The organism is Bacillus sp. OTU530, assembly GCF_038440375.1.
In genome coordinates, this window is the sequence record NZ_JASATP010000016.1 from 53,632 (window position 1) to 73,295 (window position 19,664).

Below are 19,664 nucleotides of genomic sequence, written 5' to 3' on the forward strand. Positions count from 1 at the left end.
TTTATGTAAAAACATTTTAGAAAGCAACATAATAATCAGGATAAGCACATATTTCCTGTTACATTAGATGGAGATATACGGAAAGGTATGGATGCAGAGATGGAGACAGCTTTTACGGTACAAGCATCAGACGGTGTAGAACTATCTTGTATAAAATGGATAGATGAAACAAGGCAGCCAAGAATGATTTTACAAATTTCCCATGGTATGGCGGAACATATTCGCCGTTATGCTGCATTTGCACAAATGCTCATTGGCGAAGGAATTTTTGTATATGGCAATGATCATCGAGGTCATGGGTATACGGCAGAAAAAAAGGAAGATAGGGGATATTTTGCAGATGAAAATGGTTTTGGGAAAGTTGTCGAGGACTTATATCTCGTAACGCAGCAGATTAAGAAGGAATACCCAGGCACCCCGGTAGTATTATTCGGTCACAGTATGGGTTCATTTCTTATAAGGCGGTATGCGCAGTTGTACGGAAGGGAACTGCATGGGATGATTCTATCAGGGACGGGAGATAATGCGATTCCACTTCTGAAGATCGGTAAACTGCTCGCTCGTTTAGAAATGAAGGCAAAAGGTAGAAAAACACCAAGCTTATTTTTAAACAATCTGTCATTTGGAAAATTCAATAAGCCATTCCGACCGACCCGTACTCCGTTCGATTGGCTAACCCGTAATGAGAAGGAAGTAGACAAGTATATTGCAGACCCGCTATGCGGCGGTATTTTTACAGGTAGATTCTTTTACGATTTATATACGGGAAGTGAAATGATTCAAAAGGTAGAGAACATTGCAAAAGTACCAAAGGACTTACCGATTTTGTTTATATCTGGGGACAAAGATCCTGTAGGTGGAAATACAAAGGGTGTCCTGCAAGCATACGAAGCATTTCGAGCGGCTGGAGTGCATGATGTATCATACATATTTTATAAGGATGGTCGCCATGAAATGCTGCATGAGATCAATCAGAAGGAGGTATATAGCGATATTGTGAGGTGGCTGGAGGAGAGATGATATGCCTTCTTTCGTAAGATAAAGAAGTATAAGCGGCTCCTTCCAAGAAAAATGGAGGGGCTCTAGAAAAATAATAATACAAAAATGTATACAAATATAACTATGAACTGTTTAATGGATGAAATGAAAAATAATGTAATCGATGTGTATCGCTCCGTTGTAGAGACGGGGAGAACGAGAAAGTTCCTGATTCAAATCAAGAGAGGCAGCTTGTTTATAGATTCGATAGGAAAATCATTTCTTTATTCTCTCCCTCTTCTTTCTGGTTGGTTTTGGTGATTTTATCTAAGTGATGGGTGTTCATATGACGGTATTATGGATGAGCGTCTAAACGACATTTCTTTCTTACTTGCCACCGAGTTACGCCCATGCCGTGCTTGCAGAGGGAGTCCTCTGTCGGAAAAAGATAAAACAAAAAGCCATGCGAATCAATCGCATGGCTTACATTTGGTTATTGTAGGTGCTTACATTTATATTTTCACGCAACATCTAATGAAGAGCTTTTAAAGTATTGTCTTAACACAATTGGTAACAAGAAAAACGGAGAAAAAAGTGCCATTCCTACTAAGAATTCTAGCATACTATCAAACTCCTCTCTCGTTATCAGTTAGCACATTTTTTTAAATGTGACAGAATTGTGAACTTCTGTATCTCTATTTTTACATAAAGTAGCCTGTTTGACAAGTTATTTTTTAAAATTTTCAGAATATTTTACCGGATAATGGATAGCCTGCTTTTAATTGGTTTGTAAGTAAAAAGAAGTTAAGATGAGATAGAATACAGCCAAATAATAGGAGCTTATTTTTAATCTATATCACTAAGAAGAAGATTTCTTTGGTGGATAAATAAGTAAAATATGGGGTTTTATATATTTTACAAAAATTAAACATAGCTTATATAATTTTTTCTATATAATGAAAGTAGGGCTTTAGATTCTGGAATGAAGCCCAAGGAAGGAATGGGAGAAAGAACTTTTTACTTCTGCAAACGAATGAACGTGCTACAATAGAAGGTGTTTTATGTTTGTAGACTACCGTCTCATAGTTTGCCGGGGGCCTGCATGAGATAAAATGTTTTGATGTACTAGAAGGAATTACTATATCTATCGAGACAGAATGTTTCTTGTCTAGGCACGGGGGGAATTTTGATAATGAAGTACAAAGTTGTTTTCTTAGATATTGACGGTACGATTTTGCCACATGGAAAGAGTGTAACGAATGCAACAAAGCAGGCAGTGCGACGACTTCAGGAGAATAATATCCATGTCGTGATCGCAACGGGACGAGCACCTTATTTTGCAAAGCCTGTTATTCATGATTTAGATGTACAATCGATGATTTTCTTTAACGGATCTTATGTATATCATAGGGGAGAAATTATCCATCGAAAACCGATTGAGAAGCATGTACTAGAGAAGCTTTATATTCGGACGAATGATTATAAGCATCCATTAACATACCTTGGAGGAGCAGATCTAAGGGTAACAGAAATAGAGCATCCTTATGTCAAGGAGGCATTTCGTCAAGATGTATCGGGATTGCAGGAGGCACCTGCATTTTGGAAAGAGGAGAATATTTATCAATTGTTTCTTCACTGTGAAGCAGAGGAGGAGCAGGGGTATCAAAAAAGTATTCCAGAGCTATATTTTAGAAGATGGAGCAGCCCAGGGATGCGTACATGCGATGTAAATTGTGCGAATACAACAAAAGCAACCGGGATTCTAAAGGTTCTAGAGCAATTAGGGGTCTCTCAGGAAGAGGCTGTTGCTTTTGGAGACGGTTTGAATGATGTTGAAATGCTCTCCATGGTTGGTATGGGAGTAGCAATGGGGAATGCGATTCCTGAAGTGCAGGCCCATGCTGATATGGTTACAATTACCGCAGAGGAAGATGGCGTAAAGCATGGGTTGGAGAAGCTTGGGCTTATCTAGAGAGTAGAAGGATTATAGACTGTTAACCCTATAAATAGTTTTCAAAGTATGTTAACAAGAGTTTCTATTTACTGCTGTTGAAGGGGATTGACACAATAGGTGTTTAATCAACTGTAGCCTATTGTATTGCTCATATAAAAAGCAGAGGCTAGAACGCTAAAACGTTCTATATCCTCTGCTTTTCTTTCACTTTAAGTATAAATTTCTAGCTGGAAGACAATCCGATGTAGCGAGAAATTTTAGGAATACAGTATAAGGAGAGGGAGAGTTAAGTGGTGAACGAACAGATCTCAGTACTATTACAGCAAATTGATGCACGAAAGGAAGAGCTTATTGAGTTGACCAAAAAGCTGATTGAATTTGAAACTCCTGCTCCGCCAGCACGGAATACGAGCGATATTCAGGAATTTGTAGGGGAGTTTCTACAAAAATGCGGCTTTTCTATTGATCAATGGGATGTATATCCGGGAGACCCAAATGTAGTGGGTGTAAAGAAAGGGAAGGAATCAGCGCAACATAAAAGCCTTATTATTAATGGACATGTAGATGTTGCCGAGGTATCCGAGGATGAACCGTGGAAAACAGGTCCGTTTGCCCCGTTTGTAGAGGATGGATATGTAGTCGGTCGGGGCGCTGCGGATATGAAGGGGGGGATTGCAGGGGCTTTGTTTGCGATTCAGCTGCTTCATGAGGCAGGGATTGAACTGCCGGGGGATTTAATTTTTGAATCTGTAATCGGTGAAGAGGTTGGAGAGGCAGGGACGCTCCAATGTTGCAAGCGCGGCTATAATGCTGATTTTGCCTTGGTTGTTGATACAAGTGATTTGCATATTCAAGGGCAAGGCGGGGTTATTACAGGGTGGATCACAGTCAAAAGTCCGCAAACCTTTCATGATGCAACGAGACGCCAAATGCTTCATGCAGGAGGGCGATTGTTTGGAGCAAGCGCCATTGAGAAGATGATGAAAATTATTCAAGGTCTTCAGGAGCTTGAAAGACATTGGGCAGTGATGAAAACCTATGAAGGGTATCCGCCGGGAATGACAACAATTAACCCTGCAGTGATTGAAGGAGGGCGCCACGCAGCCTTTATTGCGGACGAATGCCGTCTTTGGATTACTGTGCATTTCTATCCAAATGAAACACATCATCAGGTAGCACAAGAAATCGAGAGCTTTATCCGTAAAATTGCAGATGCCGACCCATGGCTGCGGGAGAATCCTCCGCAATTTCAATGGGGCGGTGAATCTATGATTATTGATCGAGGGGAAATCTTCCCGTCTTTAGAAGTAGACCAGAATCATGCAGCCGTACAAACATTATTCTCGCTCCATGAGAAAACACTTCATCGCCAGGCGACGATTGATATGTCCCCAACGGTTACAGACGGAGGGTGGTTTAGTGAGTTTCAAATTCCAGCGGCTATTTATGGACCGGGAACGCTGCAGGAAGCGCACTCTGTGAATGAAAAGGTAGCGGTAAAGCAGCTTATTGAGTTTACGAAGGTAATCCTTGCATTTATTTATGAATGGTGTCATACGAGTAAAGCTGAATAAGAGATAAAAGGAAGGGACGCAGGCGTTGTATATGTTTGCGTCCCTTTTTTTGTACTTTAAGAAAGAGGAACAAACTTATATCCGCAAGGTATTGCATACGTGCCAATTCAGTATATCGATGTGTTTGATGCAATACGTGTTATTCGGAAGGCAGGAGGTGTTCCGGTCCTGGCTCACCCTGGTCAATTCAATAACTTTGAGGCAGTTACGGGGTGGGTGGCAGCTGGACTCGACTCGAAGGAATTGAAGTGAAGCATCCGCTGTATAATGAAGAACACGAAATGAGGGCACGAGAGTTAGCCGAGCGATATGGTCTTGTTCAAACAGGCGGTTCTGACTTTCATGGGTTCTATGGTGATTCTGGTGCACAGCTCGGTTCAAAAAACATCGGTATGGCTCATTTTGAGGAGCTGAAAAAACGAAAAGAGCAGCTTGAACGGAAGAAGGAGCAGGTGTAACAGGTAAGAGTCAACTTCACTAATCATTCCTAGTGAAGCGAATAAAGGGCAAAATATAGCAGCAAAACGAGTCCCTAAATGAGTATAATAAAGATGACCAAGCAAAGAAGGGAGAAATCATTTTGCCACATATTGTTATTCGGGGAATTACACTTGAACAAACAAAGGAAATCAGCAAGCCTTTAGTGGAAGAGCTTGCAGCTATTTGCGATTGTGGAACAGATAATTTCACATTCGAAGTACCACAATCTGTTTTTATCTTTGACGGAGAAGAAGTACCATCGTTTCCTCTAATTGAGGTGAAATGGTTTGAGCGTGGACAGGAAATCCGTGATAAATTCGCCCAAGCTATTACAAAGTATATAATGGGGACAGGTATTCAAGAGGTAGAGGTTACATTTATTTCATTGGCAGAGTCCGCTTATTACATAAATGGAAGCAGATGTGACGAATAGAGTATTTGTGAGAAACGGAAGCCAGTCGTGTATATTCGAAAGGCTTCTGTTTTCTTTTTTTATTTGAAAAGCTATAAAATTTGAGCCAAGAAGGAATTCGATGTATGGATAAATCATAGAAATACACTATGGGTATGAAGCAGTTATTTTTACCTTTTGTTACACTGTAGGAAAGTATAAATTTCTGGACGGAAGCCAACTCGACGTAGCCGGAAATTTTAGGAATACAGTATAAGTAGGGCTGCGCCTCTGTCTTCACCCAAGGGCAGGGCTTGCCAATCGGCGAGTTTTCTTCAACAAATTACGTAGTTTTTATTGCAAAAGGTGACGATATGAGTAAAATTTTCAACAAAAATATGTAAGCGGTCACAATTTAAGTGCGATTAGGTGTGGTGTTTTGAAAAAAATGGATATATAATAAGGCTGTAAGAAATAACTTAATTTGAGGGAGGTAATGGAAATGTCTCTCGTTCAATTTGATGAAGTATATGAAATCTGTTGTGAAATGGCCGATGTAAAGGTACTGAGGACAGTGCAACCAGTTATTCCGGAGCAGGATGAGCCTTACTGGTGGGAAGATGCAGTGCGGGAAGTATTGGATAAGAAAGAGGAAAAGAAAGAAGAAAAGAAAGAAGAAAAGAAAGATATTTTTATCATGACATGAGTCCTCATGCAGTGGAAAGGAAAGCATATAGGTGAAACATACGGTGTGTACTTAGATCCCTTGTTGTTCTGTTTATAAATGGAGCAGCAGGGGATTATTTCATTTTAGGAATAGCTTTTTGTATTACTGTCATATTGAAAATTCAGTTTCAAATTTTAAGAATTACAAGTATAATCAAACTTTCTTTATCATCATATAAAATAATTCTTAGCTGTTTTTAGATTTGAACCAGAACAGCTTGAAAGCATATTTGAATTATACAGACTGGAGAGAAACGAATGAAGATGGAAATACAAAAAGCCTATGATTATATAGAGCTATGGAAGGAATCCATGACAGATCATAACGGAAACATACCGAAGCGATTAAAAGATGACCAGGCTGAAGAGGATTTTTGGTCTTCTATGCTGAAGAGAAAGGAACGGCATAAACCAGATCCATACGCACAAATCGTGCAGCAGGAACTTCTGACGCTTTTAAACAGTGATGATCACGTATTGGAAATTGGTCCTGGATGGGGAAATTATACCTTTGCAATCGCCGATCAAGTTCAGAAGCTTACATGTATAGACAGTTCAAAAAGCATTGTCCAATTTCTAGAAGCCCAAGCTGCTGACAAAGGTATCGGTAACATGCAGCTGATTCATGAAAAGTGGGAGAATGAAAAAGCAAGCGCAACATATGACGTGGTGTTTGGATTTAACTGTTACTATCGAATGTATGATATAGGGAAGGCATTATTAAAAATGAATGAGACGGCAAATCGTCTAGTAATTGCAGGAATGACAACCGGGCCGGAAAAACCTCACTATATGGAGCTCCAGCAAATGGGATATAAAATCAATTTAAGACGCCGGGATTATATTCATATTTTGAATGTATTGTATCAGCTTGGAATTTTAGCAAATTGCAAGATTGTGAAATTACAAAGCAAAAAAAGCTATTCCTCTTATGAAAAATTGCTTCGTGACAACACTACAAAGATTTTGGATACGGCCTATAACGCTCGTGAGGTGGAGAGTGTTATCAATAAATATGTGTTAGAAAAAGACGGTACATATGAGTATGTATATCCGTTTCATGCTGCTTTAATATATTGGAATCCGGTGCGTCTCTGAAAATAAAAGTTTATGTAGGGATTTTCTTGTAACGGACTAGCCTGTGGGCTTGGGAAAGTATTATCTTTGGCGAACTGATAATTCAGATTCGCCTAATTTTTTCATTTTTGTCCGGTTTTTATTATAGTTATATCTTTATATTATGTATATAGTATTTTGATTGTAATAAACTCATAGATCTTTGTCATTGTTCTTGCATTTTAACAAAGAAAGTATAAACTTTTAGCTAGGAGACCATTCGACGTAGTGAGAAATTTTAGGCATACAGTGTAAGTGTAACTAGGCTTCTGTCTTCGCCAATCGTCGAGTTTTCTTTAAAAAACCGAAAGTTTCTTTGAAATCATGTTAAAATTTTTACATAAAACCTCTTTATTGTCATGTAAATGAAAGTTAAATAAAACTTTGTCACACAAAAAATATGATAAAATAAAGAGATTGAAAAAGGACAGTTGTCCAAATTTTGGTCCCTATTTTTAATGAATTTACTGTATATCGGAGGAAAACCATGACAGTCGAGAAGCAGTTTATTAACAAGTCATATTATGAAACCTTTTTAATAGAAAATGAAACGAGACAGCCGATTGAAGTACTTGGAGCGTTGTACCGGACAGAGGAAAGCAGTGAGACCGCTGATTTGTCTTATATTCGTTTTGCGCAAGGCGAGATCTATTACCACAGCAAGGATTTAGAAGCAGCTATTTTTAAATGGGAAAAGGTCGAGAATGAATTGCAGCCGTGGGCAATAAAAAATATCGCTGATAGCTATTTTGAGATTGGCATATTAGACCGTGCCGAAGAGCTGTATACATCTATTGTTACAGATTGCAGTACGTTAACGACAGAAATTGCACTACAGCTATTTTCGCTTCATATCGAACAGAATAAAACGGAGTCTGCTTTCAAAGTAATTCAGGAGGCAGTATCGCTCAACCCTGATTATCCAAACGTCACATCCTTAGCTCGTGCCTTTTATGAGGAACAGGAAGATTGGAATAGCGCCATTGAGCTTGCGGCGAAGGAATCTATTCGAACAGAATCCCTGCAATGGTTTGTAATTTTAGAGGGCTATGTAAGTAAGGGCTACACGAAGGAAAAGGCGCCAGGTTATTTCTATGAGCTGTTAGCTGTGCTGCACAGGTTGGATCACGGGCAGTTTGTGCAAATGGTTTCTGTACTTTGGCAGAGCTATAAAAACCAAGACTCTTATTTGGCTTGGATACAAATTATTAATCTTGTATTTGTAGAGGCTGAGGTGAATCCTTATAATGCTTGGGATGAGATCTCTTTTCTATATGAGGATGCATACCATGAGTTCATGGCGGGACAATATTTTATTAGTGAGTTGCACGACGTTTTACCGAACTTACTTACAAATTGGTTGAAGCTGACTCCTCATTTGCGTGCTGTATTTCCAGCAGCGGCATTGTTGGCATGGAGCGAAAAGTTTCCGTACAGTATAGAAGCGAGCTTTGTAAGTACTGCTAAGGATTTAATCTATCGCTCTGAGTATAGCCATGATTTTCTAGAGAATGCGCTTCGGCTTTTTGATTCCATTACACAGTGGGCGGAGCGAAATGATTTAGAGGCAGGGCCGCGATGGGATTGGCTCGCTCACCAGCTTGCAGACGCGAAAACACGTCATCTTGTAGTTACTGGTGTAAAGGGGAATGGAACATCCTCCTTCATTAATTCCCTACTAGGGGAGACTGTATCTGGATATGCAGCTGGTGCAGCTGTTGCTATTAGCGATGGTCCAGAGACGGAAATTGCGATTATGGATGAAACTACAGTAAGGACAGTTTCTAGTCTTGCTGAACTTGAGCTATCCAGTCCTCAAGGAGAGTACGTTCATGTCAGAGTACCAAGCCAGTTTTTATACGATCATGCTCTTACTATTTTCGATATACCAAACTTTCAAGGCGCTGAACTGTTTGAATATGCTCGTGCCTCCAATGGTCTGTTAGTCGTGCTTAATGTGAATGAGCCGTTTACGGAGCAGGAACGGAGGGTGCTGCTTCAGGTTCGAAAGCAGCTGCCTAACCTGCCAATTCATTTTCTATTGAATAAGATGGATACCATTTACAGTGAGCAGGAAGCGATGCGGATTACAGAAGGTACGCAGCTGCGCATACAGGCTGATTTTCCTAATGCAGCGGTTTTACCGTATTCTTCCCTATATGCAAGCAGACAGCAAGTAAGTGATATGACAGGCTTTTTAGCGGCTGTTTTTGCACTTAATGGTGCGGAAGAGGGACGTGCAGCGAAGATTTTATACCTCATTAAAGATATGATTATGTATCTAATTAGAAAGCGTGAGGAGAAGGAAAGAAGATTAGCAGGTTCTATCGAATGGAATGAAGATGTGCTTGCAAAGCTGAATGCTGCTATCCATAAGGTAAGTGATCTGGAGCAAGAAAAGGCACAGCACATCGCAAAATCGTATGCAGTTGTAAAAGAGGCGATTCAAGATGAGCTTACGGAGCAAATTCCAAAGCTACTGCAGGAGTGCTCTGACATTTTGAGAGAGGATAGCGATTTCCGAAATATTCATGTGCAGCTCAATGAAGAGATGAATAAGAGAATCCAAAGCTACTTGCAAAATAAAATACTGCCGGAATGTCTCGTTTCGATGCAGGAGTGGATTGCCTCGTCCCGTGAGGAGCTGCTGCAGGGTCAGGACTATTTAGAGGAAATGAGCGAGGCATTTAATGCGCTGTACGAAGAAGAGAAGATCAGACTCCAGTGTGATTTTAGGGTGATCGATGATTGGCAGCGCGATGCGGAGCGCATTACAAGTACGGTGCAAGTTGGGGAAACGAATGTGTTCCTGCGAACCAAGCCGTCACAACTTTTATTAAAGAGCGCTGGGAAATTGTTCGGGGCTCTCGGACAAAATAGAACGGTGTTGTATAATCAATATAAAAAGCATGTTGAGAGTGAGGATTACAGCGAAACAGCAGCTGCCGTGACAAATAAGTTTCTCCTGCAGTTTGAATTGCTAGAAAAGGGACTTGTGCGGGATGTAGGAATGTTCTTCCGAAATCCACTTTCTATTTTGAGTAGAATTGCAGAAGAAACAGATGCAGATATTCAAAGCAAGCAACAGCTGCTTGATACGATGAAGGCTAGACCTGAAATGTATCACGATCCGCTTACGCTGTTCCAAGTGAAGCTTCGTCAGTATGAATGGGTAACAGGGACAGCTGAAGCGAGAAATCCTTTAACTTTATCTTAAATATAAAAAGCTTGTAAAACTGCAGTGGCTTGCCCTGTAGTAGTTATAAAGGCTGTCAAAGGGGAGGGAATCCTCTTTCGACAGCCTTTTTGTATGTATTTGACCGTATACGAGAAATCATTCGATGCAGAGGGAAAGCATAAGATATAAGCTAGACCTCTGCTTTTTTACAATGCAAGAAAGTATAAATTCCCAGCTAGAAGGAATACAGTATAAGTGCAACTACGCCTCTGTCTTCGCCTAAGAGCAAGGCTCGCCAATCGGCAAGTTTTCTTTACAAGATAAGAAAGGATAACTTTTCGAGGTGCTGTCTAGCTCCCAAGACCCAAAATGGCCGACTCCGAGCTGAACCTCCGCAAAAGGCAAAAAGCGCCTTTTACTCCGGCCCACCCCTACGCTACCATAAAAGGCGGGCCTTGTTCGCTTTTCTTAATATAAAGTAGTACAATTTAAGAATAAAATATGGTAAGGTTTGGGTGTACGAATTCATAAGGAGGAATGTTGAAATGACAACACATCATGAAAATCAGGCGTTACCGCCGAAAACATGTACAATTGAGCGTCTTGTGACACTTCCGGAGGATGTTGCGAAGGTAATTGCAGGACAAAAGACAGCAACGCGCCGCAATGGCAGATATGCGGATGTTGGAGAAATCATGACGCTAGAGGGGAAACAGTTTGTGGTAGAGCGTGTATATGCGCAAACACTTGGGGAATTAACAGACGAACATGCTCAGCAAGAGGGTTTTGAAAATGTAGAAGCATACAAGCAATCTATTTTGTCTATTCATCCAGGCATGCCTTGGCTTCCACATATGAGAGTGTGGGTTCACGAGTTCCGTGCGGTATAATGTAAGCGCATGCTGTATCAGTTCTTTCTTTATATACATATAGCTAGTGCCATTTTATCAATCGGTCCATTCTTTGTTTTGTTTTCTACAATCAAAAAGCTGCGCCAAGCAGAGACACAAATGGAACAAGCTTATCTTGATACGTTTCGAGCTGCTGTATATTTAGCGAAGCATGCTGGACATGTATTGGTTATTTCTGGAGTCTTATTGGCGGTTACAGGTTCTTGGTCGTGGACAACACCATGGATTGTGATGACCGTGTTCATTTTATTGGCTTCTTTATTTTTTTTGGCACGTGCATTTTCTCCGACAATTCGCAAATTTGAGGAGACGGGAGAGGACAAGGAAGCGTTGGTGCAAAAGCTCCATCGCTCCGTTTGGATTTATCTCATTTTGCTGATGACAATGCTTTGGTTTATGGTTACGAAACCTATGTTATGGTAGTGAGGCACCTGTTTTAAGGGTGCCTTTATATTTTGAAAATAAGAAAGGGTAATTTTTTTTGGGGGGGTGGCTAGCTCTAGCCCTTTGCAGTCGAATAACCATCTCTACAAAAGGCAAAAAGCGTCTTCCGTAGTGAGGAACACAAGGGAAGCTGTCATGTGAATCAACTTCGCTCGAACTAGGGTATTTGCACTGTAAGAAATATTGCTAACTCGGAAGTTATTCAATGTAAATTAGTTTTGCGTATAGCAAAAAACCATTGATAATACTTATACGATGCATATAGGGTAAGCAGTAGAGTCAACCAGCTCCAAAACCAATTCCATTTAATATACTTAATGTTATCTGTATACTTCTCAAGCAAAACTTCACTAATCGTAAGTATAGATGGAAAAACAAGGGTATATAATGTTTTTTTGATATATGTTCCTTCTTTAGGGAAATGTACATTGAATAACACACTTACTGCAGGGAAGATAAAATATTCAAATGTGAAGCTTGATCGAAAAGCATAATGAAAAAAGCGAACAGGGTAAGCGATGAGATGTAATTCTACTACTACGGCGCCAAACACCCATGTGAGAGCCTGCATGAATAGGAAGCTTACATGGGCTTCACGATATTTATGCTTTGGTACAAAGATGTACAACAAGACTATTGTAATAACCCAAGATACTATTTCGATTTTAGTTTCAATAGCCACCTCAGGTCCCTCCATTCTAAATCTTCATTCCTCTATATATTAAATATTAACCAAAAAATGTCTGAATCAATCCAGCTAGAGAGTAAAGAAGGACCTTATCTAAATTTTTCTAGGACTTAAGACCTAATTTGTCATATCTTCACACGAAAAAATATTAAATATAATCTTTTTGGTTTAAAATGGTGGTAGGTGAGTTTTTTCTGCAAGAACTAATGAGGGAGGGATTTATATTGGACAATTCACAAAGAACAGAACTCCTATCCTCATCAACAGAGGGCGAATTGGAGACAATGGCAGATGTTATTATTCGTGAGGACGAGCTTGTTGAATTAAATAAGGAAGCGGATATGTATGTGCAGAAGCTAAGCGGTGAGAATCATGGGGATCTTTCGCATGTGTTGGCTCAGCTTTCTGCTCTCGGAGATAAGGAGCAGCGCGAGGCAGGGGAAACACTCTCGGCTTTAAAGCGCCCAGTTGCCGCAATGATGAGCGGCAAGCACGATGAAATTCCAAAAACACTGCTCTCCCTCCGTAAGGCTGTTTCAGAGCTAAACCCGAACGCCTTGGAAGCGTCTGGAGTGAAGCGCATGGTATATAAAATGCTTCGTAAAAATCCACTAGAAACGTATGTGTATAAATATCAAACTATTGATAAGCAAATTGAGGAAATTATTAAGGCATTGCTTGTTGGGCGCGATAATTTGCAGGAGGATAGTGTTAATCTTGGAATGCTGAAGGAGCAGTCGCTGCAGAAAATTCAAGCGCTTGATCGGCAAGTGTATCTTGGGGGAAGATTATCTGATATGCTTGAGAATGAACGACAAAAGCCGGAGCGGCAGCGGGATAAGCCGCTTATTAACGATGCTCTTGAGAAGATCCTCGTTCGCACTCGCAACATGCAGCAGGCGAAGAGCATTTTGCTGCAGTCGATTGCTTCGATTGATATTATTAAGAAAAATAATGAAAAGCTGCTAGAGGCGATTCGCAATGCGATTACAATGACACAAAATGTGGTAACTGTTTCTGCTTCTATTCAGCTGGCGCTGAACAATCAGCGCAAAACAATCGATGCGGTGAACGCGACAAATGAAGCAATTGAAACGATGATTCTTAGTAACTCCCGTGCACTAAAACAAAATACTGAGGAGACAACCCGTCTGCTTGAAAATCCGGCCATCGGAATGGATAAGCTTCGCGAGTCGTTCCAAAATGTATTTGCTGCGATTCAGGCGTCTGAGGAGTCGACAGAGCGTATTATTCAGTCAAGCCGCAATTTTGTAAGAGAGTTGGATTCCTTTAACGATGAGATGAAGAAAAAGCTAATTCATCATACAACGAAATAGAGAGGGGACTGTAATGAGCATTTTGACTTTTATTTTGCTTGTATTGGGAGGATTGCTGCTGCTTGGCTTAGGTACTGCGGCATTCTTGGTTTTTATCGGGAGAAGAATGTTTCTATCATGGAAAGAACCGTATAAACGGGCAACAGAATCGTTAATGCGCCTTTCAGGTCCATCTCTTTCTTTTCTGCAAGAATTTTCGCAGCAACCATCCTTATATCAATGGGTTCGTAATGAAGCGAACCGTGAGCCAGCCGCTTTGTATGCTTTGTTTTGTGCGGCTGATGATAGTGCAAAGGATCGGATTTTTGCTTCGCTGACTAAGCCGGAACAAAAAAGGCTGCGCACAGCGTTGAAGAGAAAAAAGAAATTTTCGCAGCAAGAGCTTGATGATGCAAAATATACGGTAAGACGATACATGGAAAAGGAATATCAAAATCCATTAAGAAAATCCAGCCTTTCCTTTTATAAGCTGTATTTTTACGAGGAGTATGGACAGGCGTTGCAGCATATTGAGCATTATAAAAAGGCGGTAAATCCTGTTATGCAGGAAGCTATCACAGATATTGCTGCATCTGTCCTAAGCAGTATTCCATATTATAAGGAACGTCGAATGTATGAGCAACAGCATAAATTTGAGGTGTTTTTGACAAAGGATTTACCAGATATGCTAACACTGATTTCTAATCTTCCTCCAGCGCAGCGTAAGGAAAAGGAACAGGAGCTTACCGTATATTTGCAAGAGTTCCAAGAAGAAATTAATAGTTCACATGCGGCGCTTGAGCAGGAGCTGAAAGTGAAAATGCGTGCGGCGAAGGAAAAGTTTCATGCGAACTAGATAGTTTTTATACAGGGAGATCCAATGCGGGTCTTCCTTTTGTGTTTTATTTAGCCTTGGGTATACCGTGACATTACTGTTTTTCGTTTAAAGGAAAACTCTGTTAAGTGATAATGAAAGCAACGAATCTAAAGTGTATGGATACTTTCTGCTTATTTACACTTTAAGAAAGTATAACTTTTCGGGGCGATGTCTAGCTCCCAAGTCCCAAAATGGCAGACTTCAGGCTGAACCCCTGCAAAAGGCAAAAAGCGCCTTTTATTCTGGCCCACCCCTACGCTGCCATAAAAGGCGGGCCTTGGCCGCTTTTCTTATCTTCCCTGGATTCGTTGGCCCCAAGGTTTGAATACAGATATAATAAATAATATTGCTAAAAGACTGACTTGTATTATAATCCAAATCATAAGTTGATAATGATTTGTAATAAAATCCTCATTTATAGAATCTGCTGAGAGATGAATACCATTTAAAGTCCAATAATAAATGAAGATAAATCCTAAAGCCAAACAAATCAAGGTTATAATTTCTTTTGTAATAATCCAGTAGAATCTAAATAGCCCCCACTTTGTTAAGATAGAAAGTAAAAGCCCAGTAATAACTGTTCCAATAAGCGAGGCTCTACCCGCAGTTTGTTCCAGCCGGAGCATACTCGTATAGTAGGCTTTTATTACTTGACCATCATTAGTATTTAAGACGCTAATGCACAGGATTAAAAAGGTAACAGTAACTCCTAACCAGATTGCAGAAAATAATATATGAGCCGATAACCACCATTTTTTCTGAGTCAGAGATAAGTTTTTCAAAGTCACCTCTCCTTAATTAATTTCAAATTGATATGTATAGAATCAATTATATCATTTACTTTTATGGAAATAAGTTTTTATAACTTGGAAAGAGGAATGATAAAGACCATATTTTTAACTAAAGGGGCACTTATGCTTTTTATGTATAACCATGTCGAAACAAAAAACTATTTCCGTGGAAATATAACAAATTTCTCTCGTGTTATAGTTCTCATCATTTTTTCCCATACTAAAATCGACAAAGGAGGGAAGAAGATGGGAAGAGGCAAAGCATTTAACCATAAGAAAAAAGGACACGAGCCGACACTGCCAGATAATGCGATTATCCATAAGGATATTAATGAGCATACGGTAGAGGAAGAAGAGCTTCCGGTTGTGAAGGAAGCTTATAAAAATAGCTTAAGAAAAGGCTAAAGAAAAGAACCTCTTGCATGGGCAGGAGGTTCAATTTCTTTCCGTGTAGGCATGTGATATGCTTAGAGAAAAAGGGAGAGTGAGATTATGATATTGCACAGATTGCTGCAGGCACTTGTGCGCGAACAGCTTATTCCACCACAGCATGTTAAACTAAGGCCGCCTTTGTTATACATACAGCTTTCAGGAAACCGATCCTTGCAGGCAAGCGTTCAGAGAATTCTTTCGTTTGGAAGATTTGATATGGATGATATACATATGATAGACAGTGGAGACAGGAGAGTTATCAAGAGTTCTGAGGAATTGCTTGATTTGGTAAGAGAGGAAGGCTGGATCCAGCATACAAAGCAATACGAGCGGTTTCGAGATGAGCTGAGAAACAGCGAGGAAAACCATATACTCGCTCTTGCTGCCGCTGGAGACCGGCGCCAATCCCTTGAGCAAGCATCTATTCAATGGGTGGAGGATAGGCTAGAAAGAGAGGACAGTTTCAGCTCGCTTATTTTTTATGAGCAATGTGTAATTGAAGGTCATCCGCTTCATCCTGGAGCAAAAATAAAGATGGGTATGAGCAAGGATGATGTTATTCGCTATTCTCCCGAGTTTGCAGCACAGCCTGCTGTTAAATTAGCTGCGGTGCGAAAGGAGTGCGCGGTTTCCGTATGTACGGATGAGAAAAGCGTTACCGATTTTTTATACGATGAATACGAGGGTCTAGCAGAACGTGTGCGAAATGAAGTTGGGGAAGAGGCAGGAGCATATGAAATCATTCCGCTTCATCCATGGCAATGGGAGCATACGATTCCTGTGCTGCATAAGAGCGCTTTAGGGAGAAAAGACTTAATTTTGCTGCGGGATAGTGCGATACCTACTGCAGCTCTTATGTCATTTCGTTCATTAGCCCCGCTTGGAAGGCGTACTGATAATAAGCACCATATTAAAACAGCTGTAAATGTACAAACAACGGGTGCGATACGGACAGTTTCCCCTAATTCAGTTGAAAATGGTCCTATGCTATCTCGTTTGCTGCGCAGCATTCAGCAGAAGGAACAATACTTTCAAAATCAGTTTCGTATTTTAGAAGAACAGGCAGGAATTTACTATAATCCGAGTGATAAGGGGTTATCACAAGACCAACAGGTACTTCTTCGCAAAAATGCAGCAGCGATTTTGCGCGAAAATCCAGAGCAATTTATTGAGTCAGGAGAAGTGATGATGCCATGTGCAGCCTTAATCGCACAATCACCGTTCCAAAACAAACCGATTGTTGCGGAGGTGATTGAGCGCTTTGCAAGCAAAGGGCAGATTAAGGAGAACGTTATAGCTTTTCTAGCTGCATATGCGGAAATATGTATTCCTCCTATGTTAACGCTAATGAGCAAGTATGGGATTAGCATGGAGGGACATCTGCAAAATAGTATCATTGTGCTGGATAAAGGAGAGCCTTCTCGTCTATTTATCCGTGACTTCGGTGGTGTTCGTATATTAGAGGAGCGCTTAAAGAAGCAAGGAATGAACATATCTCTTTACGAAGGATCTGCAATTCGGGCGAAAAACGGCGAGGATTTGTGGAACAAAACATTTTATCCTGTTTTTCAAAATCATTTTGGCGAGTTGATTGCATGTCTCGTTCGGTATTTCGATGTATCAGAGGATCAGCTTTGGAGACAGGTTGCAGCTGTTTGCCGGAGGGTATTCTCTCTTTTGAAGAAGGATGAAGTGATTCAGGCATATGCCAAGGAGGATGAGACCGCATTGTTTGCTCCTTATATGGATTTAAAGGCGATGACGAGCATGCGTCTTAAGGGAGATGTGACGGACTATACATTTGCGAAGGTACGAAATCCATTGGCGGAGGCAGAGTTATGATTCAGGAGCTTACGCTTACGCGGGAAGAACAAGATGTTGTTTCTATGCTGGAGGAGCAAGCACCGTATTTACTGCCATACTATGCGAATAGTGTACCAGAAGCGAGAACTGCTACATTGCAGCGCTTTGTCATGTCGCTCATGAGAGAGGATATAGATGGAATCTATTCAACATCGTACGATTTACATAATGTTTCCCCGCAAAAGCCTGTTCCTCTGCTGAAAGATGGTTCGTATAAGGTGTATACATTGGAGAGTGGCGAGCTGCTTTTTATTCCAATTCGGCAGATGTACGCGTTTCAGAGAATGGAGGGCGGAGAAGCAGTTTTTCATCTTAAAGCAGAGGAGCTGTATACATACACATCTGTTTCGGAGTTGATCCATCTTTTTCAAGCTAATTCTAGCTGGGGAGCATTGCTTCTTGAATTGGAAGACAGCAGTGCCAATCTAGCCCTATCGTTGGCTTATTGGAAGTATCGAAAATACGTGTCAGAAATCGAAGATGAAACTACAATTCAGTATGCGCTTTACCAAAAACAGCAAAGCCGTTCGTTTCATGCGGAATTATTGTTTGAACAATTCTCTGTACTTGGTCATAATCTTCATCCGTGTGCAAAAACAAGAATGGGAATGGACGCTTGTGAGGTCATGCGGTACGCTCCGGAATTTGAAAATAGTATACCGCTTCGTTTTCTTGCTATACATCGGGAGTGGATAGAGCAACGAATTGTCAAGGGAAGGGAGCTGTTTACAGTATTTCTGGGGCTGGAGCGAGCAATGGAGAAGGAACTCGGTTATCGAAATCTGTCCCTGAGCGATTATGTACCGGTTCCGGTTCATCCATGGCAATTGCAGCATGTTACTCCTGTAGTGTATCAGGATGAGCTGGAGAATGGGGTAATTGTCATTCTAAAAGACTATGAAGTGAATAGCTTTGCACTGTCATCATTTCGGACAGTACAAGCGGAAAGCTTGGTTGTGAAAGCAGCTCTACGTGCCCAAATGACATCCACAATTCGCTCGATTTCTCCGCAAACTGCAAATAATGCTGCTGTATTTACAGAACTGCTGCAAGCTGTGATGGGGAGGGAGCAGCAGCTAAGCCAGCACTTCGTTCCTGTATATGAATGGGGAGGAGGCAGCTTTCGGTCCCAGGATGAGCAAAAGAAGCGCAATCTTTCATTTGTTTTGCGGGAGCAGGTTACAGTGGAGGAACAAGAGTTGGCCATTACGGGTACAGCGCTTTACAGTGAATCGCTCGTAAGCGATCAGCCGATTTTACTTGAACTCATTTATCAGTACAAACAGAAGCTTGGGAGCAAATCGCTTGAGCAAGCTGCATTTCAATGGTTTTCAGAGTATGCGTCACTGGCTTTAGAAGGATTTGTAACGCTGATGGTGAAATACGGAATTGGTCTTGAGGGACACTTGCAGAATAGCATTCCTGTTTTTCGTGATGGTTGTATCGTCCGCATGCTATTCCGGGATTGGGGAGGAACAAGAATATACAAGCCGCGCTTAGAGCAAGCTGCCTTATCTGTAGACTTTTACCAGGATTCAGCCATTCTCACATCCTCATTGATTGAGATGCAAAATAAAGTTTTTTATACAGTTATACAAAATCATTTAGGGGAAATTGTCTATCTGCTCTCCAAACATATGAATCTTTTAGAGGAGGTGTGCTGGGCAGAGGTAAGACGAATTTGTGAATATCTGTTCCAAGGTCTAGCGGGGGAATACAGTGCAGCCGCTCGGCAGGATCGCGACGCCTTTTTCGCCCAGACAGTTGATTATAAAGCATTGCTTACGATGAGGCTGAAAGAAGGAGAGAAATCATATAGCTATGTAAAGGTGGATAATCCTTTATATAAAGGTGATATTTAAAAAGCAGATTCTAGCATACGATGCTCCTGGCCGGAAATGTATACTGTCTTAAAGTGTAAAAAAGCCGAGGGGAGTCCCCTTCG

The 19,664-nt window shown here is 40.8% G+C and carries 18 protein-coding genes; 16 read left to right on the forward strand and 2 right to left on the reverse strand.

The features are described from left to right. Nucleotides 1-87: 87 nt before the first annotated feature. The 11 genes from AAHB12_RS13705 to AAHB12_RS13755 all read left to right on the forward strand — a co-directional run bounded on the left by AAHB12_RS13705 (nucleotide 88) and on the right by AAHB12_RS13755 (nucleotide 11,731). Complete coding sequence (locus AAHB12_RS13705) at nucleotides 88-1,020, forward strand: alpha/beta hydrolase (RefSeq protein ID WP_342045677.1); 933 nt, start codon at nucleotides 88-90, stop codon at nucleotides 1,018-1,020. A gap of 1,150 nt (nucleotides 1,021-2,170) precedes the next feature. Then, nucleotides 2,171-2,950 (forward strand): Cof-type HAD-IIB family hydrolase, encoded by a 780-nt coding sequence (locus tag AAHB12_RS13710; protein ID WP_129728570.1) that lies wholly within the window; start codon nucleotides 2,171-2,173, stop codon nucleotides 2,948-2,950. A 275-nt stretch (nucleotides 2,951-3,225) separates the two neighbouring features. Beyond that, nucleotides 3,226-4,506 (forward strand): acetylornithine deacetylase, encoded by a 1,281-nt coding sequence (locus AAHB12_RS13715; protein ID WP_129728569.1) that lies wholly within the window; start codon nucleotides 3,226-3,228, stop codon nucleotides 4,504-4,506. Nucleotides 4,507-4,605: 99 nt separating this feature from the next. Beyond that, the gene (locus AAHB12_RS13720) at nucleotides 4,606-4,758 is read left to right on the forward strand and encodes a hypothetical protein (protein ID WP_165350795.1); all 153 of its coding nucleotides are present in this window, start codon (nucleotides 4,606-4,608) and stop codon (nucleotides 4,756-4,758) included. Beyond that, nucleotides 4,755-4,964: a PHP-associated domain-containing protein gene (locus AAHB12_RS13725; protein ID WP_342045678.1), complete on the forward strand. Its 210-nt coding sequence runs from the start codon at nucleotides 4,755-4,757 to the stop codon at nucleotides 4,962-4,964. Before AAHB12_RS13720 ends, AAHB12_RS13725 begins: the two co-directional genes overlap by 4 nt. A gap of 122 nt (nucleotides 4,965-5,086) precedes the next feature. Then, nucleotides 5,087-5,419, forward strand: a complete 333-nt coding sequence (locus AAHB12_RS13730) for a DUF1904 family protein (protein WP_129728567.1) — start codon at nucleotides 5,087-5,089, stop codon at nucleotides 5,417-5,419. Between the two features lie 460 nt (nucleotides 5,420-5,879). Next, nucleotides 5,880-6,083: a hypothetical protein gene (locus AAHB12_RS13735; RefSeq protein ID WP_342045679.1), complete on the forward strand. Its 204-nt coding sequence runs from the start codon at nucleotides 5,880-5,882 to the stop codon at nucleotides 6,081-6,083. 278 nt (nucleotides 6,084-6,361) lie between these two features. Continuing rightward, nucleotides 6,362-7,201, forward strand: coding sequence for a class I SAM-dependent methyltransferase (locus AAHB12_RS13740; protein ID WP_129728565.1), 840 nt, complete (start codon nucleotides 6,362-6,364; stop codon nucleotides 7,199-7,201). Nucleotides 7,202-7,706: 505 nt separating this feature from the next. Next, nucleotides 7,707-10,436 (forward strand): GTP-binding protein, encoded by a 2,730-nt coding sequence (locus AAHB12_RS13745; protein WP_342045680.1) that lies wholly within the window; start codon nucleotides 7,707-7,709, stop codon nucleotides 10,434-10,436. Between the two features lie 506 nt (nucleotides 10,437-10,942). Further along, entirely contained in the window at nucleotides 10,943-11,287 is a 345-nt protein-coding gene (locus AAHB12_RS13750; RefSeq protein WP_129728563.1) for an ASCH domain-containing protein, read from the forward strand. A 9-nt stretch (nucleotides 11,288-11,296) separates the two neighbouring features. After that, nucleotides 11,297-11,731: a DUF2269 family protein gene (locus AAHB12_RS13755; protein WP_342045681.1), complete on the forward strand. Its 435-nt coding sequence runs from the start codon at nucleotides 11,297-11,299 to the stop codon at nucleotides 11,729-11,731. A 223-nt stretch (nucleotides 11,732-11,954) separates the two neighbouring features. On the opposite strand, the gene AAHB12_RS13760 is transcribed toward AAHB12_RS13755, so the two are convergent. After that, entirely contained in the window at nucleotides 11,955-12,434 is a 480-nt protein-coding gene (locus AAHB12_RS13760; protein ID WP_342045682.1) for a CBO0543 family protein, read from the reverse strand. Nucleotides 12,435-12,724: 290 nt separating this feature from the next. Between AAHB12_RS13760 and AAHB12_RS13765 the strand changes: the two genes are divergently transcribed. Both AAHB12_RS13765 and AAHB12_RS13770 read left to right on the forward strand, forming a co-directional pair. Beyond that, nucleotides 12,725-13,777, forward strand: a complete 1,053-nt coding sequence (locus AAHB12_RS13765; RefSeq protein ID WP_246040261.1) for a toxic anion resistance protein — start codon at nucleotides 12,725-12,727, stop codon at nucleotides 13,775-13,777. A 13-nt stretch (nucleotides 13,778-13,790) separates the two neighbouring features. Further along, a complete protein-coding gene (locus AAHB12_RS13770; RefSeq protein ID WP_342045683.1) occupies nucleotides 13,791-14,612 on the forward strand; it encodes a DUF3974 domain-containing protein in 822 nt (273 codons plus the stop codon). 311 nt (nucleotides 14,613-14,923) lie between these two features. Here the strand turns inward: AAHB12_RS13770 and AAHB12_RS13775 are convergent, their stop codons facing one another. Continuing rightward, complete coding sequence (locus AAHB12_RS13775; RefSeq protein WP_342045684.1) at nucleotides 14,924-15,415, reverse strand: hypothetical protein; 492 nt, start codon at nucleotides 15,413-15,415, stop codon at nucleotides 14,924-14,926. Between the two features lie 255 nt (nucleotides 15,416-15,670). Here AAHB12_RS13775 and AAHB12_RS13780 point away from each other — a divergent pair, with 255 nt between their 5' ends. The 3 genes from AAHB12_RS13780 (at nucleotide 15,671) to AAHB12_RS13790 (ending at nucleotide 19,581) form a co-directional block, all read left to right on the forward strand. After that, entirely contained in the window at nucleotides 15,671-15,829 is a 159-nt protein-coding gene (locus tag AAHB12_RS13780; protein WP_165350793.1) for a hypothetical protein, read from the forward strand. Nucleotides 15,830-15,916: 87 nt separating this feature from the next. After that, nucleotides 15,917-17,698 carry an IucA/IucC family protein gene (locus AAHB12_RS13785; RefSeq protein ID WP_129728557.1) on the forward strand — a complete coding sequence of 594 codons (1,782 nt, stop codon included), beginning with the start codon at nucleotides 15,917-15,919 and terminating at the stop codon, nucleotides 17,696-17,698. Beyond that, nucleotides 17,695-19,581, forward strand: coding sequence for an IucA/IucC family protein (locus AAHB12_RS13790; protein ID WP_342045685.1), 1,887 nt, complete (start codon nucleotides 17,695-17,697; stop codon nucleotides 19,579-19,581). The genes AAHB12_RS13785 and AAHB12_RS13790 overlap by 4 nt, the downstream gene beginning before the upstream one ends. Nucleotides 19,582-19,664 lie beyond the last annotated feature (83 nt).

What these genes read in the sequence shown, in the direction of transcription:
- AAHB12_RS13750 (WP_129728563.1), top strand. Translation starts at nt 10,943, where the DNA reads ATGACAACACATCATGAAAATCAGGCGTTACCGCCGAAAACATGTACA.
- AAHB12_RS13790 (WP_342045685.1), top strand. Translation starts at nt 17,695, where the DNA reads ATGATTCAGGAGCTTACGCTTACGCGGGAAGAACAAGATGTTGTTTCT.
- AAHB12_RS13780 (WP_165350793.1), top strand. Translation starts at nt 15,671, where the DNA reads ATGGGAAGAGGCAAAGCATTTAACCATAAGAAAAAAGGACACGAGCCG.
- AAHB12_RS13765 (WP_246040261.1), top strand. Translation starts at nt 12,725, where the DNA reads ATGGCAGATGTTATTATTCGTGAGGACGAGCTTGTTGAATTAAATAAG.
- AAHB12_RS13735 (WP_342045679.1), top strand. Translation starts at nt 5,880, where the DNA reads ATGTCTCTCGTTCAATTTGATGAAGTATATGAAATCTGTTGTGAAATG.
- AAHB12_RS13745 (WP_342045680.1), top strand. Translation starts at nt 7,707, where the DNA reads ATGACAGTCGAGAAGCAGTTTATTAACAAGTCATATTATGAAACCTTT.
- AAHB12_RS13710 (WP_129728570.1), top strand. Translation starts at nt 2,171, where the DNA reads ATGAAGTACAAAGTTGTTTTCTTAGATATTGACGGTACGATTTTGCCA.
- AAHB12_RS13705 (WP_342045677.1), top strand. Translation starts at nt 88, where the DNA reads ATGGATGCAGAGATGGAGACAGCTTTTACGGTACAAGCATCAGACGGT.
- AAHB12_RS13770 (WP_342045683.1), top strand. Translation starts at nt 13,791, where the DNA reads ATGAGCATTTTGACTTTTATTTTGCTTGTATTGGGAGGATTGCTGCTG.
- AAHB12_RS13740 (WP_129728565.1), top strand. Translation starts at nt 6,362, where the DNA reads ATGAAGATGGAAATACAAAAAGCCTATGATTATATAGAGCTATGGAAG.
- AAHB12_RS13785 (WP_129728557.1), top strand. Translation starts at nt 15,917, where the DNA reads ATGATATTGCACAGATTGCTGCAGGCACTTGTGCGCGAACAGCTTATT.
- AAHB12_RS13755 (WP_342045681.1), top strand. Translation starts at nt 11,297, where the DNA reads ATGCTGTATCAGTTCTTTCTTTATATACATATAGCTAGTGCCATTTTA.